At 74.1% G+C, this 15579-nt stretch carries 14 protein-coding genes; 12 read left to right on the top strand and 2 right to left on the bottom strand.

The window, feature by feature from the left end; translation table 11 throughout:
- The first annotated feature begins 40 nt into the window (after positions 1-40).
- From R2E43_RS06210 to R2E43_RS06195, 4 genes are all read left to right on the top strand, one after another.
- Positions 41-952, top strand: a complete 912-nt coding sequence (locus R2E43_RS06210) for a class I SAM-dependent methyltransferase (RefSeq protein ID WP_003972535.1) — start codon at positions 41-43, stop codon at positions 950-952.
- A 156-nt stretch (positions 953-1108) separates the two neighbouring features.
- Complete coding sequence (locus R2E43_RS06205) at positions 1109-2971, top strand: gamma-glutamyltransferase family protein (protein WP_332055982.1); 1863 nt, start codon at positions 1109-1111, stop codon at positions 2969-2971.
- A 97-nt stretch (positions 2972-3068) separates the two neighbouring features.
- Positions 3069-3914: an inositol monophosphatase family protein gene (locus R2E43_RS06200; protein WP_332055981.1), complete on the top strand. Its 846-nt coding sequence runs from the start codon at positions 3069-3071 to the stop codon at positions 3912-3914.
- Between the two features lie 105 nt (positions 3915-4019).
- Positions 4020-4910 (top strand): GNAT family N-acetyltransferase, encoded by an 891-nt coding sequence (locus R2E43_RS06195; protein ID WP_016327730.1) that lies wholly within the window; start codon positions 4020-4022, stop codon positions 4908-4910.
- A gap of 54 nt (positions 4911-4964) precedes the next feature.
- On the opposite strand, the gene R2E43_RS06190 is transcribed toward R2E43_RS06195, so the two are convergent.
- Entirely contained in the window at positions 4965-5648 is a 684-nt protein-coding gene (locus R2E43_RS06190) for an NAD(P)H oxidoreductase (protein WP_332055980.1), read from the bottom strand.
- A 113-nt stretch (positions 5649-5761) separates the two neighbouring features.
- On the opposite strand from R2E43_RS06190, the gene R2E43_RS06185 reads away from it, so the two are divergent.
- The 8 genes from R2E43_RS06185 to R2E43_RS06150 all read left to right on the top strand — a co-directional run bounded on the left by R2E43_RS06185 (position 5762) and on the right by R2E43_RS06150 (position 14070).
- Positions 5762-6694, top strand: coding sequence for an AraC family transcriptional regulator (locus R2E43_RS06185; protein ID WP_414820598.1), 933 nt, complete (start codon positions 5762-5764; stop codon positions 6692-6694).
- A 107-nt stretch (positions 6695-6801) separates the two neighbouring features.
- Positions 6802-8211 (top strand): phytoene desaturase family protein, encoded by a 1410-nt coding sequence (locus R2E43_RS06180; RefSeq protein WP_030863103.1) that lies wholly within the window; start codon positions 6802-6804, stop codon positions 8209-8211.
- The gene (locus tag R2E43_RS06175; RefSeq protein WP_030863106.1) at positions 8208-8717 is read left to right on the top strand and encodes an O-acetyl-ADP-ribose deacetylase; all 510 of its coding nucleotides are present in this window, start codon (positions 8208-8210) and stop codon (positions 8715-8717) included. The genes R2E43_RS06180 and R2E43_RS06175 overlap by 4 nt, the downstream gene beginning before the upstream one ends.
- A 123-nt stretch (positions 8718-8840) precedes the next feature.
- A complete protein-coding gene (locus R2E43_RS06170) occupies positions 8841-10469 on the top strand; it encodes an ABC transporter substrate-binding protein (protein ID WP_332055979.1) in 1629 nt (542 codons plus the stop codon).
- Between the two features lie 32 nt (positions 10470-10501).
- Positions 10502-11470 carry an ABC transporter permease gene (locus tag R2E43_RS06165; RefSeq protein ID WP_191850150.1) on the top strand — a complete coding sequence of 323 codons (969 nt, stop codon included), beginning with the start codon at positions 10502-10504 and terminating at the stop codon, positions 11468-11470.
- A gap of 38 nt (positions 11471-11508) precedes the next feature.
- Entirely contained in the window at positions 11509-12405 is an 897-nt protein-coding gene (locus tag R2E43_RS06160; RefSeq protein WP_003972525.1) for an ABC transporter permease, read from the top strand.
- Positions 12402-13409: an oligopeptide/dipeptide ABC transporter ATP-binding protein gene (locus R2E43_RS06155; protein WP_332055978.1), complete on the top strand. Its 1008-nt coding sequence runs from the start codon at positions 12402-12404 to the stop codon at positions 13407-13409. Before R2E43_RS06160 ends, R2E43_RS06155 begins: the two co-directional genes overlap by 4 nt.
- Positions 13402-14070, top strand: coding sequence for an ABC transporter ATP-binding protein (locus tag R2E43_RS06150; protein ID WP_332055977.1), 669 nt, complete (start codon positions 13402-13404; stop codon positions 14068-14070). Before R2E43_RS06155 ends, R2E43_RS06150 begins: the two co-directional genes overlap by 8 nt.
- Before the next feature lie 22 nt (positions 14071-14092).
- On the opposite strand, the gene R2E43_RS06145 is transcribed toward R2E43_RS06150, so the two are convergent.
- Positions 14093-15487, bottom strand: a complete 1395-nt coding sequence (locus R2E43_RS06145; protein ID WP_332055976.1) for an RICIN domain-containing protein — start codon at positions 15485-15487, stop codon at positions 14093-14095.
- Positions 15488-15579: the final 92 nt, after the last annotated feature.

Below are 15579 nucleotides of genomic sequence, written 5' to 3'. Positions count from 1 at the left end.
GCGAACGCCGGTCCCACACCGACCCACCAGGGGAGAAAGCATGGCCGACACGGCACCGCTCGGCACTCGTACGGACGGCGTGGAGGGAGGAGTGGGGCTGACCGCCCTCCTGGTCGCCGCGGCGCGGGCGATCGAGACCCACCGCCCCGACGCCCTCGCCCAGGACATCTACGCGGAGCACTTCGTGCTGGGCGCTCGGGCGTCGGCCCACTGGCCGGTCCGCCTGGACCGGGCCCCGGGCGGGGACACGAGCCCGCTCTGGGGACGCTTCGCCCGCTACTTCGGTCTGCGTACCCGGGTTCTCGACGACTTCCTGCTCCGCTCGGTCCGGTCCGCCGGCATCCGCCAGGTGGTGCTGCTGGGAGCCGGGCTGGACGCGCGGGCCTTCCGCCTCGACTGGCCCTCCGACTGCGTGATCTTCGAGATCGACAGGGACGGAGTCCTCGCGTTCAAGCACCGGGTCCTCGACACCCTGTCGGCCGAACCCGGGGCGCGGCGGGTGCCGATCGGGACCGACCTGCGCGCCGACTGGGCCGGTGCGCTGACGGCGACGGGCTTCGACGCCACGGCCCCCACCGCGTGGCTGGTCGAGGGACTGCTGTTCTACCTGCCCCACGCGGCCGAGACCGCGCTCATCGACACGGTCGACCGGCTGAGTGCCCCGGGCAGCGCCCTGGCGTACGAGGTCAAGCTCGAGAAGGACCTGATGGCGTACCGCGACAGCCCGCTGTACGTGTCGACGCGCCGGCAGCTCGGCATCGACCTGCTCGACCTGTTCAGCCGGGAGCCGCGGCCCGACTCCGCGGCTCGTCTGAGGGACCGGGGCTGGACCGCGTCGGTCCACACGCCCTTCGACTTCACCCGCCGGCACGGACGGGGCCCGCTGCCCGAGGAGAACGACGCCCTGGCGGGCAACCGCTGGGTGTTCGCGGACAGGGCGCGGCCGGCGTGAGCGGCCTGTGAAGTTCCGGCGGGTCCTGCTGAAGTGCCCGAGCCCTCTTCCGGGCCTTCGGGCCGGGCAGGGAGGATGGCAGGCATCCACGCCGCGTACGGCACCGGCCGACCGGGAGCACAGGCCCGTCGACGTGCCCGAACACCGAGGTCAGGTATGCAATTCACGACTCGCCCCACTCTGAGTGGCACCTTCGGCATGGTGTCCTCGACCCACTGGCTGGCCTCCCAGTCGGCCATGGCGGTGCTGGAGGACGGGGGCAACGCCTACGACGCGGCCGTCGCCGGGGCCTTCGTGCTGCACGTCGTCGAACCACACCTCAACGGGCCCGCCGGGGAGGTGCCGATCCTGCTCGCGCCGGCGGGGGGCGGGGTGCGGGTGCTGTGCGGGCAGGGTGTGGCCCCGGCGGGGGCCACCGTGGCGCACTACAAGGGGCTCGGACTCGACCTCGTCCCCGGCACCGGACCGCTCGCCGCCGCCGTGCCCGGGGCCTTCGACGCCTGGCTGCTCCTGCTGCGCGACCACGGCACCAAGTCGCTGGCCGACGTGCTGAAGTACGCCGTCGGCTACGCCGAGCACGGGCACGCTCCCGTGGAGCGCGTCGCCGAGACCGTCGAGACCGTCCGGGAGCTGTTCGAGACGGAGTGGACCTCCTCCGCCGAGGTCTACCTGCCGGACGGCCGTCCGCCCCGCCCCGGCGAGCTGCTGCGCAACCCGGCCCTGGCCGCCACCTGGAAGCGGCTGCTCGCGGAGGCCACCGGCGCGGCGGACCGGAACGGAGTCCGCAAGGGGAACAGGGAGGCGGAGATCGACGCCGCGCGGGAGATCTGGCGCTCGGGGTTCGTCGCCGAGGCCCTCGTACGGCAGGCCGGGCGGCCCACCCTGGACACCAGCGGCGAACGCCACACGGGCACCCTCACCGCCGCCGACCTCGCCGGGTGGTCGGCGCACTACGAGGCCCCGGCGACGTACGACTGGAACGGCTGGACCCTGTGCAAGGCCGGACCGTGGAGCCAGGGACCAGTCCTGCTCCAGCAGTTGGCGCTGCTCCCGCCCGAACTGCCCGCCTACGCCTCCGCCGACTACGTCCACCTGCTGGTCGAGGGCTGCAAGCTCGCCATGGCCGACCGGGAGGCCTGGTACGGAGACGCCGACGGCGCGGACCGCGTACCGCTCGAGGAGCTGCTGTCGCCGGAGTACAACGCGGAGCGGCGGCGGCTCGTCGGCGACAAGGCCTCCTTCGAACTGCGCCCCGGCGCCCCGGGCGGGCGCGTCCCGCGGCTCGCCGCCCACGCGCTCGTCGCCGCCGTGGAGGGGGAGGGCCTCGACGCCCTCGGGGTCGGTGAACCGACGGTCGCCAAGGGCCCGGCGTCCCCGGTGCCGGGGGAGCCGGACGTCGCGGCCGACGGGGGCACCCGCGGCGACACCTGCCACCTCGACATCGTGGACCGCTGGGGCAACATGGTCTCGGCCACGCCCAGCGGCGGCTGGCTCCAGTCCAACCCCGTCGTGCCCGAACTGGGCTTCCCGCTCGGCACCCGGCTCCAGATGACCTGGCTGGAGGAGGGCCTGCCCAACTCGCTCACACCGGGCCGTCGCCCGCGCACCACGCTCACGCCCTCCATCGCCCTGCGCGACGGAGTGCCGGTCATGGCCTTCGGCACCCCCGGCGGCGACCAGCAGGACCAGTGGCAGGCACACTTCTTCCTGGCGGTCGCGCTGCGCGCGCGGGTGCGGGGCGGACTCGACCTCCAGGGCGCGATCGACGCCCCGAACTGGCACAACGACAGCTTCCCCGGTTCCTTCTTCCCGCGCGGCATGCGGGCGGGCTCGGTCACCGTGGAGTCCCGCATGCCGCCGGAGGTCGTCGAGGAGCTGCGGCGCCGCGGGCACGACGTGACGGTGGGGGAGGCGTGGTCGGAGGGCCGGCTGTGCGCCGTCGCCCGGGACCCGGAGACGGGCGTGCTGTCGGCGGCGGCGAACCCGCGCGGCATGCAGGGGTACGCGGTGGGCCGCTGACCGGCAGGCACGCGCGTACACCTGATGTTCGTACCGATTCCACCCGGAGTACACCACCCGGGCGGGGATTGTCAGTGGCGCGTGCTCTCATGGAGTCATGATCGAGGACAACGAAACCATCGACGAGTTTCTCGCCCGGCACACCGGTGACGTGGAGGAGGCCGTCCGCAAGGCGGCCGCGCAGGAGATCATGCCGCGCTGGCGCCGGCTCGCGGCACACGAGGTCGACCAGAAGGCGGGCCCGCACGACCTGGTGACGGACGCCGACCGCAAGGCGGAGCTGTATCTCACGGAGGTCCTGCCCCACCTGCTGCCCGGCTCGGTGGTGGTCGGCGAGGAGGCGGTGCACGCGAACCCGGCTTCGTACGGGGCGATACGCGGCGAGGCCCCGGTGTGGATCGTCGACCCGGTCGACGGGACCCGGCAGTTCGTGCGCGGCGAGGAGGGCTTCTGCACGCTGGTGGCGCTCGCCCACCGCGGCGTCGTGCACGCCTCCTGGACCTACGCCCCGGCCGGTGACCGGCTCGCCACGGCCGCACGCGGAGGGGGCGCCTTCCTGGACGGCGAGCGGCTGTACGCGGGGCCGCCCGAGCCCGGCCGGGACCTGCGGGTGGCCACCTCCCACCCGGACTACACGACGGACGAGCAGAAGCGCGACCTGCTCGCCCTGCGCACCCCGGGCGTGGCCCCCCGCCCCTGCGGCTCGGCAGGCCTGGAGTACCTGGCCGTCGCCCGCGGCGAGTCCGACGCCACCGCCTTCTCCTGGGAAGCGGCGTGGGACCACGCGGCCGGTCTTCTCCTGGTCGAGGAGGCGGGCGGCACCCACCTGACCCGCACGGGCGAGCCCTTCCGCATCACGGGGGGCAACGAACTGCCGTTCACCGCCGCCCGCGACGCGGCCACGGCCCGGCAGGTGGTGGCCCTGCTGTCGGGCGAGGCCTGAGCCCCAGGGGGCGTCGGCCGCCGCCCGGGAAATCCGGTGCCCCGGCGGCCCTTCGCATGGTCGACTGTCGGTCGGAGCAGCCGTCGCCGACCGACCGGAGTCACCTTGTCCCTGCACGTCACCGCTCTCACCGATCCCGCCCGCACCCCGTCCGCCCAGCGCCTGGCCTGGCTGGCCTGCGGGGACGGCGGCGGTCCGCTCGGGTACGCGTTCCTTCGGGTGTTCACCCGGGAAGGGCAGGACCACCTGGCGGAGCTGACGCTGAACGTGCACGCGGCGGAGCGGCGCAGAGGCGTCGGGTCGCGGCTCCTCGACGCGGCGGTCGCCGCCGCACGGGAGGCCGGCCGACGGTCGGTCGTCGCGCAGGCCGACGCGGACACGCCCGGCGACCACTTCCTCGCCGCGAGCGGCTTCCGCAAGGTGCTGGCCCTGACGTACGCCCGGCTCGACCTGGGCGGCACGGGCGGCGGCCGGGCCGGGGAGACCGACGCGATCGTCGAGCGGCCGCACCCCGGCTACCGGTTGGTGTCCTGGCGCGGCACCGTCCCGGACGACCTGGCCGGGACCTTCGCCGACTCGCGCCGCGCGATGGACGACATGCCGATGGACGACACCGACTACGGCGTCGTGGTCTGGGACGTCGAGCGGGTCCTGGCGGCCGCCCGGGCCGTCGCCGACCGCGGGGAGCAGCTCACCACGGTGGCCGTCGTCGACGAGTCGGACGGCTCGGTCGCCGGCTTCTCGGAGTTCGTCGTGCCCGGCGACGGCAAGGGCGACGGGCTGCACTACGGCACCGGTGTGCTGCCCGAGCACCGCGGCCACGGTCTCGGCCGCTGGATGAAGGCCGAGTCGATCCGCCTCGCCCGCGCCCAGCACCCCGATCTCGCCGGTCTGGTCACCGACACGGCCGACAGCAACACGCACATGCGCCGCATCAACGACGCGCTCGGCTACGCCCCCACGCACCGGGCCCTGGAGTACCAGCTCGACCTGTGACGCCCGCGCCGCCCGCGCCGGTCGCGCCCGTCGCGCCGCGCGGTTCTCCCGCCGTCAGGCCGCCACCCCCTCCGCGGCGAGGAACTTCTCCACCGCCTCCCGCGCACGACGGTCGAAGTCGGCGTACTGCGCCTCCCGTTCGGCGCCCGCGACCGCGTCGCCGACCAGCAGACCGCCCTCGGCGTCGACGCGCTGCGGGCGCTCCTCGGCGTCGGTGAGCAGACCGACGGCCGAGTGGGAGAAGCCGCAGTAGGAGGCGATGCCCTCGCTGAGGCTGGTCTCCAGGAGGGCGTGCATCGCCTCGGTGATCGGATCGTCGGCGGTGGCACCGGCCAGGCCCAGCCAGAGCATGCGCTTGCCCGCCAGGCGCGGCTTGCTGCGGCCGTAGGCGAAGCCGTAGTTCCACACGCGGTCGATCCATCCCTTGAGGAGAGCGGGCACGCTCTGCCAGTACACCGGGAAGACGGCGACGACCACGTCGGCGTCGAGCACCCGCCGCATGTGCGCCCGCGCCTCGTCCGAGTACGCCTTCTCCCGGTCCCCCCAGTCCGGCTGGTCCGCCGTGGTCATCCGCGGGTCGAAACCCTCGGCGTGCAGGTCGAGCAGGTCGACGCGGTATCCGGCGGCCTCGAGCCGGTCGGCGGTACGGCGGGCGGTGTGCGCGGTGAGGGAGTCGGCGCGGTGGTGCGCGACGACCACGAGGGCGGTCCTGTCGTTGCTGCTGCTGCGGTGCGTCACGGGGTCTCCCGGCTGGTCTCGGTCAGTGCGACGCGTCCAGTACAGTCGCGGCCGCATGGATGATCCATGGGAGAAACCCTCCGAGACATAGGAGATCGTCTACGATGACCGGCGTGGATCCCCTGAGTTCACTGCTGAGCGGCATCCGGGCCGAGGGCTCGGTCGTCAGCCACGCCGTCCTGACGGCGCCCTGGACCATCCGCTTCACCGACGGGGCGCCGCTCACCATGGTCAGCGTGCTGCGCGGCGGCGGCACCCTGCTGCTGCCCGACGGCACCCCACGGGCGGTCGGCGTGGGCGACACCGCCCTCGTGCGCGGTCCCGCGCCGTTCCTCCTCGCCGACCTGCCCGCCACGGTCGACCGCCCGCACACCGAGTACGAGATCGCGTGCTTCACCGCGGACCCCGAGTGCACCGCGCAGGACCTCGGCGGCATCCGCTGGGGCACCGATCCGGACGGGGCGACGGCGCTGATCGTGGGCGCCTACCGCGCCTCGGGCCACCGCCACGAACGCCTCCTGCGCACCCTGCCGTCCGTCCTGGTGGTCAACGAGGACGTCGAGGTCTGTGCCTGGCTGGAGACGGCCGCGGCCGACGCCGCCCGGCTCTCGGCCGGTTCCCAGGCTCTGATGGACCGGCTCCTCGACTGGGCCCTGGTCTGCACGCTGCGCAACTGGTTCGACCAGGCCGGCGCCGACGCGCCCAGCTGGTACCGCGGCCTGGCCGATCCGGTCCTCGGCCCCGCCCTGCACGCCTTCCACGGCCGGCCCGCCCAGCCCTGGACGGTGGCCTCGCTCGCGGGACGGGCAGGCGTCTCCCGGGCGCTGTTCGCCAAACGCTTCACCGAGCTGATGGGCCGCCCGCCGCTCGCCTACCTCACCGAATGCCGGATGGCCGACGCCGAGGCACTGCTGATCGACACCGACCTGAGCATCGCCCGGATCGCCAGGGCCGTCGGCTATGCCGACGCCTTCGGCTTCAGCGCCGCCTTCAAACGCCACCGGGGCCAGAGCCCCAGCACGTTCCGCGCCGCGGCGGCGGCCTGAACCCCGGCGCGCGGTCCCGCCCACCCGAGACCGTGCGCCGTCGGACCCCGGGCATATCCTGATCCCCAGTGGCCATCGGCTGACGAAGGGGTCCGAAGGTGCCGTCGATGCTCGATGCGGTCGTAGTGGGTGCGGGACCGAACGGACTGACCGCCGCCGTGGAGCTGGCCCGCCGCGGCTTCTCGGTCGCCGTGTTCGAGGCGCAGGGCACCGTGGGCGGCGGAGCGCGCACGGAGGAGCTGACCCTGCCCGGCTTCCGGCACGACCCGTGCTCGGCCGCGCACCCGCTCGGTATCAACTCGCCCGCCTTCCGAGGCCTCCCCCTGGAGCGGTACGGCCTGGAGTGGCTGCATCCCGGGCTGCCCATGGCGCACCCGTTCCCCGACGGCTCGGCCGCCGTGCTGTCCCGCTCGGTCGGCGAGACCGCCGCCTCCTTCGGAGCGCGCGACGCCGGCCCGTACCGCAGGCTGGTCGAGCGCTTCCTGCCCAGGTGGGACACGCTGGCCCGGGACTTCATGTCCCTGCCGCTGACGGCGCTGCCCCGCGACCCGGTCACGCTGGCCCGGTTCGGTCTTGTCGGTCTGCCCCCGTCGACCTGGCTGATGCGCCGCTTCCGCGACGAGAAGGCCAAGACCCTCTTCGCCGGGCTCGTCGCGCACGTCATGGCCCCGCTCGGCGGCTTCGCCACCGGCGCCATAGGCCTGGTCTTCGCCCTGGCCGCGCACGCCCGCGGCTGGCCCGTGGCCCGCGGCGGCTCCCAGTCCATCTCCGACGCCCTCACCGCGTACCTCAAGGACCTCGGCGGCGCCGTCCACACCGACTACGAGGTCAAACGCCTCGACGACCTGCCGCCCGCGCGCGCGTACGTCTTCGACACCTCGCCCACCGCCCTGGCCCGCATCGCCGGCCTCGGCAGCCACTACGCGAACTACCGCTACGGCCCCAGCGTCTTCAAGATCGACTACGCGCTGGACGGGCCCGTCCCGTGGACGGCCGAGGAGCCGCGCAGCGCGGGCACCGTGCAGATCGGCGCCGACAGCACGGAGATCGGCGCGGCCCTGCACGCCGCCTCCGGCACGGACCGCGCACCCGAGCGGCCGTTCCTGATCACCGTGCAGCCCAGCGTCGCCGACCCCACCCGCGCCCCGGCCGGCAAGCACGTCTTCTGGGCCTACGGCCACGTCCCCAACGGCTGGAACGGCGACCTCACCGACGCCATGGAACGCCAACTGGAGCGCTTCGCCCCCGGCTTCCGCGACCGCGTCCTCGCCCGCGCCACCGCCGGACCGGCCGAACTCGCCGCCCGCAACGCCAACTACGTCGGCGGCGACATCTCCTCCGGCGCGGTCTCCGGCCTCCAACTGCTGCTGCGCCCCAAGATCTCCCTGTTCCCGTACTCGACCCCGCACCCGGCCGTGTTCATCTGCTCGTCGGCCACCCCGCCCGGCCCCGGCGTCCACGGCATGTCGGGCCACAACGCGGCGAAGGCCGTCTGGCGCAGGCTGAGGCAGACATGACCGGCATCACCCTCGTCCAGGGCGACATCACCCGCCAGAGCGCCGACGCGATCGTCAACGCCGCCAACTCCTCGCTCCTCGGCGGAGGCGGTGTCGACGGCGCCATCCACCGGCGCGGCGGCCCCGCGATCCTGGCGGAGTGCCGCAGGCTCCGCGCGGGTCACCTCGGCAAGGGCCTGCCCACCGGCCGTGCGGTTGCCACCACCGCGGGCGACCTGGACGCGCGCTGGGTGATCCACACGGTCGGCCCGGTCTGGTCGGCCACCGAGGACCGCTCCGGCCTCCTCGCCTCCTGCTACCGCGAATCCCTGCGCACCGCCGACGAGTTGGGCGCCCGCACGGTTGCCTTCCCCGCCATCTCCACCGGCGTCTACCGCTGGCCGATGGACGACGCGGCCCGCATCGCCGTCGAGACGGTGGCGACCAGCGGGACCTCGGTGACCGAGGTCCGCTTCGTCCTCTTCGACGCCCGGGCGTACGAGGCGTTCGCGGCGCGGCTGGGCTGAGCACCGCAGGCGCCCCGTCCGGTAACGGCCGACCCGCTGCGCCGGCACCCTCCCCACCTGGCTTGACGCTTTATTGCGAGTGATGTGCAATAGCTGCGCATCGACAACAAGCGTGGGGGAGACATGACAGCCCGTCGGACCCGTTGGACCCGTCGGACCGACCGGAGCCTTCCGATACGGAGTGCCGCCGCCGCGGTGGCGTTCGCCGCCGGTGCGACCGCCTGCTCCGCGCCCACGGGCGGCGGAGGGGACGGCGGCACCGAGGCGGCCGAATCCGTCGTCATCGGCGTGGCCTCGGAACCGGACACCCTCAGCCCGCTGCTCGGCTACGGCAAGGACGGAAACTCCAAGATCTTCGACGGGCTGCTCGCCCGCGACACCGACCTGGAGCTGAAGCCCGCCCTCGCCGCCGCGCTGCCGAAGGTCACCGACGACGGCCGCACGTACACGTTCACCCTGCGCGAGGGCGTGAAGTTCAGCGACGGCGAACCGCTGACGGCGGGGGACGTCGTCTACACGTACCGCACCGTCCTCGACGAGAAGACCAACAACACCGCCCGCAGCGAACTCGACGCCGTCGAGAACGTCCGCGCGAGCGGGGACGGCACCGTCGTCTTCACCCTCAAGTACCCTTACGCGCCCTTCGCCGCCCGCACCGTCCTGCCCATCGTCCCCGAGCACGTCGCCGGGAAGCAGGACCCCAACACCGGCGACTTCAACACCGAGCCGGTCGGCACCGGACCGTACGTGCTCACCGACTGGAGCAAGGGCGAGAAGCTCGGCTTCAGGGCCAACCCGCACTACTGGGGCGACAAGCCCGCGGTGAAGTCGTTCACCATGGCCGTCATCGCCGACGACAACGTACGCGCCACCCGGTTGCGCTCCGGCGACCTCGACGGCGCCGTCCTGCCGCCCAACCTCGCCGCCACCTTCGAGAAGGACGACGGCAGGCGCACCTACCGGGCCAGGTCCTACGACTTCCGTGCGGTCACCCTGCCCAGCGCAGGCCAGGTCACCGGCGACCGCGCGATCCGCAGGGCCCTGGACGCCGCCGTGGACCGGCAGGCCATGGTCGACAAGATCCTCGACGGCGCGGGCCGGCCGGCGTACGGGCCGCTGCCCGTCGACGACCCCTGGTACGAGCGCGGCATCGAGCGCCCGCGCGACCTCGCCGCGGCCGGGCGCATCCTGGACGAGGCCGGGTGGAAGCCCGGCTCCGGCGGCATCCGCGCCAGGGACGGACAGCGCGCCTCCTTCACCCTCTACTACCCCTCCGGCGACAAGGTCCGCCAGGACCACGTGCTCGCCTACGCCTCCGACGCCAAGAAGGCCGGCATCGAGGTGAAGGTCGAGGGCGCCACCTGGGAGGTCATCGAGCCGCGGATGAAGACCGACGCCGTCCTCGCGGGCCTGGGCAGCGTCGGCGACCCCGACTTCGGCCTCTACACCCTGCTGCACTCCACCCTCGCCGGTGACGGCTTCAACAACATGGCCCACTACGCCAACCCGGCCGTGGACGAGGCGCTCGACGCCGGGCGCCGCAGCCAGGACCCGAAGGTGCGTGCCGCCGCCTACCGGGAGATCCAGAAGGCGCTCGTGGCGGACCCGGGATACACCTTCCTCACCCACATCGACCACCTCTACGTCCTCGCCGACCGCTGGGACGGGCTGACCACCCAACTGGAGCCGCACGAGCACGGCTTCGCCAGCGGGCCCTGGTGGAACATCGAGGACTGGCGGCCGAAGAAGTGAGCCGATCGGCCCGACGGCCGCCCTGGGGCGCGATGGCACGGCTGGCGGGCCGGCGGGCGCTGTTCGCCGTGCCCGTGGTCCTCGTCGTCACCTTCGGCGCGTTCGCGCTCGCCGCCGCCTCACCCTTCGACCCCGTCAGGGCGTACGCCGGCACCGCCGCGCTCGGCGCCGACCAGGAGACCCTGGACCGGCTGCGCGACAACCTCGGGGTGGACGAGTCCTTCGTCGCCCGCTGGTGGCACTGGCTGACCTCCGCACTCACCGGCGACCTCGGCCACTCCAGCGTGCTGCGGCAGCCGGTGACGCAGGTCATCGGTGAACGGCTCGTCTGGTCCGCGCTGTTGTGCGCCGTCGCCTTCGCCGTCGCCGTCGGCCTCGGCGTGCTCCTCGGCGTGCTGGCCGCCCGCCGGCCGGGCTCGGTGCTCGACCGGGCGGTCACCTCCCTCGCGTACACCCTGGAGGCGGCGCCGGTCTTCTGGATCGCGCTGCTCGCCGTCTGGCTGTTCGCCCTCCAGTGGGACGTGCTGCCCGCCGGCGGTCTGACCGACACCGCCAGCCAACAGGTCACCCCGGGACAGGTCGCGGGCCACATCGTGCTGCCCGCCGGTGTGCTCGCCGTCTCCCAACTGCCCTGGTTCACCCTCTACGTGCGCCAGGGCGTCGGCGACGCACTGGCGGAGGACCCGGTGCGCGGCGCCCGGGCCCGCGGACTGGGGGAGGGCACCGTCCTGGTCGGACACGCGCTGCGCTCGGGGCTGCTGCCCGTACTCACCCTGATCGGCTCCCGCGTTCCCGAACTCATCACCGGCGCCCTGCTGGTGGAGAGCGTCTTCAGCTGGCCGGGCATCGCCGCGGCCACCGTCGAGGCCGCCACCGCCGTCGACTTCCCGCTACTCGCCGCCCTGACCGTTCTCGCCACCGTCGCCGTACTCGCCGGCAACCTGCTGGCCGACCTGCTCTACGGACTCTTCGACCCGAGGGTGAAGCTCAGTGAGATGTGATGTCCCGTCGGGTGCGGCGTGCGTGCGGGGTGGTGTCCGTGGCTGAGATCACGGCCGGGAAGCCGCGGGGCGCCGCCCCCGCCTGGCGCTCCCGCGGTGACGACCGCCGCTCCCACCGCGCCCTGCGCCTGCGCACCTCCGCCGTGCTGCTGACCGTGACCGTGCTCGCGGTGCTGCTCGTGCCGCCGCTGGTGCGGCTCGACCAGCAGGCGGTGGACCTGGCCGCCAAGCTCCAGGCTCCCGGCTGGGCGCACCCCTTCGGCACCGACGACGTCGGCCGCGACCTGCTGCTGCGCTGCGTGTACGGCCTGCGCGTCTCCCTGCTCGTCGGGGTGGCCGCCGCGCTGACCGCAACGGTCGTCGGCACCGCCGTGGGCGCCACCGCCGGTGCGCTGGGCGGCTGGGTCGACCGGGGCGTCATGCGGGTCGTGGACGCCCTGTCCTCCGTGCCCCACCTGCTGATGGGCATCTTCATCGTCGCGATGTTCCGGCCGGGCGTCTGGCCGGTGGTGGCCTCCGTCGCGCTCACCCACTGGCTGTCCACCGCGCGCATCGTCCGCGCCGAGGTGCTGTCCCTGCGTGCCCGTCCCCACATCGACGCGGCCGTCTCCGGCGGCGCCTCCCGGTGGCGGGTGGCCGTACGCCACCTGCTGCCGGGCGTGCTGCCCCAGGCCGCGCTGGCCGCCGTACTGATGGTGCCGCACGCCATGTGGCACGAGTCGGCACTGTCCTTCCTGGGCCTCGGACTGCCCACCCACACCGCGAGCCTCGGCAACCTGATCCAGGAGGCGCGGGGTTCCCTGCTGGCCGGGCAGTGGTGGCCCACCCTCTTCCCCGGCCTGTTCATCATCGTGCCCACCCTCGCCGTCGCCGGGCTCGCGGGCGCCTGGCGGGAGCGGATCAACCCGCGCCGCCGATCGGAGCTGATGCTGTGACCGGGCGAGCCCCCGTGCTGTCGGTGCGCGGACTGTCGGTGCGGTTCCTGATGCCGGGCGGGCGCCGGGTCGCCGCCGTCACCGACGCCCACTTCGACGTGGCGCCCGGCGAGTGCCTGGCCCTGATCGGCGAGAGCGGCTGCGGCAAGTCCGTCCTCGCCTCCGCCCTGCTCGGCCTGCTGCCCGGCAACGCCCAGACAGCGGGCCGCGCGCTCCTCGGCGACCTGGACCTGCTCGCCGCCGACGAGCGGACCCTCGCCCGCACGGTGCGGGGACGGCTGATCGGCCTGGTCCCGCAGAGCCCCGCCGCCCACCTCACCCCGGTCCGCACCGTCCGCTCGCAGCTGGAGGAGACGGTCGCGGAACTCACCGGCGTCCGCGGCGGACGCAAGGTCCTGCGCGAGGCCGCGGAGGCCGCCGCCGAGCGCGCCGCGTTCCCCGCGGACCACCTCGACCACCACCCGCACGAACTCTCCGGCGGCCTCGCCCAGCGCGCCGCCACCGCCCTCGCCCTGGTCGGTGACGCCCCGCTGCTGCTCGCCGACGAACCGACCACCGGCCTCGACCGGGACCTGGTGGACCGCACCGTCGACGAACTGCGGCGACATGTCGACAACGCCGAGGGCAAGGGCGCCCGGGGCGACGCCGGGAGTCGCGCCCTGCTGATGATCACCCACGACCTGGCCGCCGCCGCACGCATCGCCGACCGCATCGCCGTGATGTACGCCGGGCGGATCGTCGAACTCGCCGACGCCGACGCCTTCTTCGGCGCTCCCGGCCCACGCCACCCCTACAGCCGCGGCCTGCTCGACGCGCTGCCCGACCGTGCCTTCACCCCCGTCCCCGGCCTGCCGCCCGAACTCGGCGCCCTGCCGGGCGGCTGCGCCTTCGCCGCCCGCTGCGACCGGGCCACCGACGCCTGTGCCGACCTGCCCCCGCTGCGCCACGCGGTGGCCTGCCACCACCCGCACGCCGCGCTCACGGAGGCCGCCGACCGTGCTTGAACTGCGCACCGTCACCGCCGGATACGCCAGGAACGCTCCGGTGTTCCGGGACGTCTCCCTGTCCGTCGCGCCGGGGGAGGCGGTCGGCCTGCTCGGCCCCAGCGGCTGCGGCAAGTCCACCCTCGCCCGCGTCGCGGCCCTGCTGCACCAGCCCGACGCCGGAGCGCTGCACCTCGACGGCACCCCCGTACGGCACTGGCGGCACCGCGCACCACGGGAACAGCGCACCGCCTTCGGCGTCGTCTTCCAGCAGGCCCGGCTCTCCGCGGACCCCCGGCTGCGGCTGGCCGACCTGATCGCCGAGCCGCTGCGCGCCACCGGCCGCCGGGAGGGCGCCGCCGACCGTGTCGCGGAACTGTCCGCGACCGTGGGCCTGACCGCCGACCTGCTGACCCGGCGCCCGCACGAGGTCAGCGACGGCCAGTTGCAGCGCGCCTGCCTGGCCCGCGCCCTGGTGCTGCGCCCCCGCTGGCTGGTGTGCGACGAGATGACGGCGATGCTCGACGCCTCGACCACGGCCGCCCTGGTGCGGGTCGTGGAGGACTACCGGGCCGCCACCGGCGCGGGCCTGCTGGCCGTCGGCCACGACCGGGTCCTCCTGGACCGCTGGTGCGACCGCACCGTCGAGTGGGCGTCCCTGGTCTCCGCGGCGGAGCGCTGACCCGCCGCCCTCCCCGGGTCCGTCAGCGCGTGCTCCACTTCTGGTTGTCGCGGCCGCTGCACTCCCAGAGCTGGAGCCTGGCGCCGTTGCCCGTCTTCTCGTCGACGACGTCCACGCACTTGTTGGCCTGCACGTTGACCAGGTCTCGGGGGCCGGCCAGGATGAACTGCTGTGCCGGGTTGCCGCTGCACACCGCCACCTGGACCACCGTGCCGTTGGCCGTGCCGCCCCAGGTCGCGTCCATGCACAGGCCCAGCGAGCGGATCGTGCCGTCGGGCCGGAAGTCCCACTTCTGCCAGTTCTTTCCAGTGCAGTCCGCGATCTGCAGCGGCGCACCGTCCCGCCACTTGTGGCCCGCCACCTCGATGCAGCGGTTCGAGGCGTGGCCGTAGATGGTCGTGCCCGGGGCGACGGGCTCCGGCGCCTCGACGTCCGGCTTCTCGTCGCCGCCGCCCCCGCCCGACGTCTCCTTCTCGGGCTGCTCGCGCTTCTCGGGAGCCGGCGCCGCTTCGCCACCGGCTCCGCCCTCGTCCTCCGGCTCCCGGGTGGGCGGCTGCTGCGCCTGCGGCTGCTCGGCGGGCGCGGACCCGGCGGTGCTGGGCAGCAGCTCCGGGGTCGCGCTGGGACTGGGCGCGAGCGCGGCGCCCGCCTGCTCGGTCTGCTCGGTGGCACTGGTGCGGACCTGCGGCTTGTAGGCGATCCAGATCATCACGAAGGCGATGGCCAGCGCCAGCGCGATGCCCAGGAACGTCGCCAGCCAGCGGGGCAGGAACCCGCGCTGCACATAGGTCCCCTCGACATCGGTCGGTTCCACCCCCGACCGGCGCACCGCCAGCGTGTACGGCCGCTCCTGCTTCGCCCCGAACCAGATGACCTGCCGCGGCTTGAGGGTCGTCTCGACGAACGCCGCACGCCCGGGCTCGATCTGCACGTTCGAGGGCCGGATCTCGTACGAGAGGTGGTCGCCGGTGTCGCTGCCCGTGAGCGACGCCGTCACCTTCGTGTTGCCGAGGTTGTCGACCGCCAGCCGCGGCCGGCCCCGGAACCTCCCCTTCACCGTGACCGGCACCAACTCGGCGCGCACCTCGGAGAACGCCGTGATCGTCAGGTTCCCCTCCGGAACCGTGACCGCGTCGGGGTGCTCCGTCGGCGTGATCCGCACCGCGTACGGATGGGGGCCCGCCACCGCGTCCGGCGTCCGCGGCGGGGCGAAGGTCAGCTCCACCGTGCCGGTCGTGCCCGGATACAGGCGCAGCATCTGCGGCTCGACCGTCGTCCAGGGCGCCATGTCCCCGACCGGTTCGAACCGGTACTCGTCCACCACGTCACCGGTGTTGCGCACCCGCAGTCGTACGCGCGTACTGCTGCCGGGGTCCACGGTCGCGGACGCGGGCTCCAGGGAAGTCCACAGGCTCACGGGATGACGTTACGCGGTGTTCCGGTCACCGTCAGGAGCCCCAGGGGCAGACCTGGGTGCCCCAACGGCCCGGACCATGTGACCGATCGTCC

The organism is Streptomyces violaceoruber (assembly GCF_033406955.1).
In the GTDB taxonomy this organism is placed as follows: Bacteria; Actinomycetota; Actinomycetes; order Streptomycetales; family Streptomycetaceae; genus Streptomyces; species Streptomyces violaceoruber.
The sequence above is the reverse complement of the archived record's forward strand: the minus strand, read 5'-3'. Positions and strand labels throughout refer to the sequence as shown.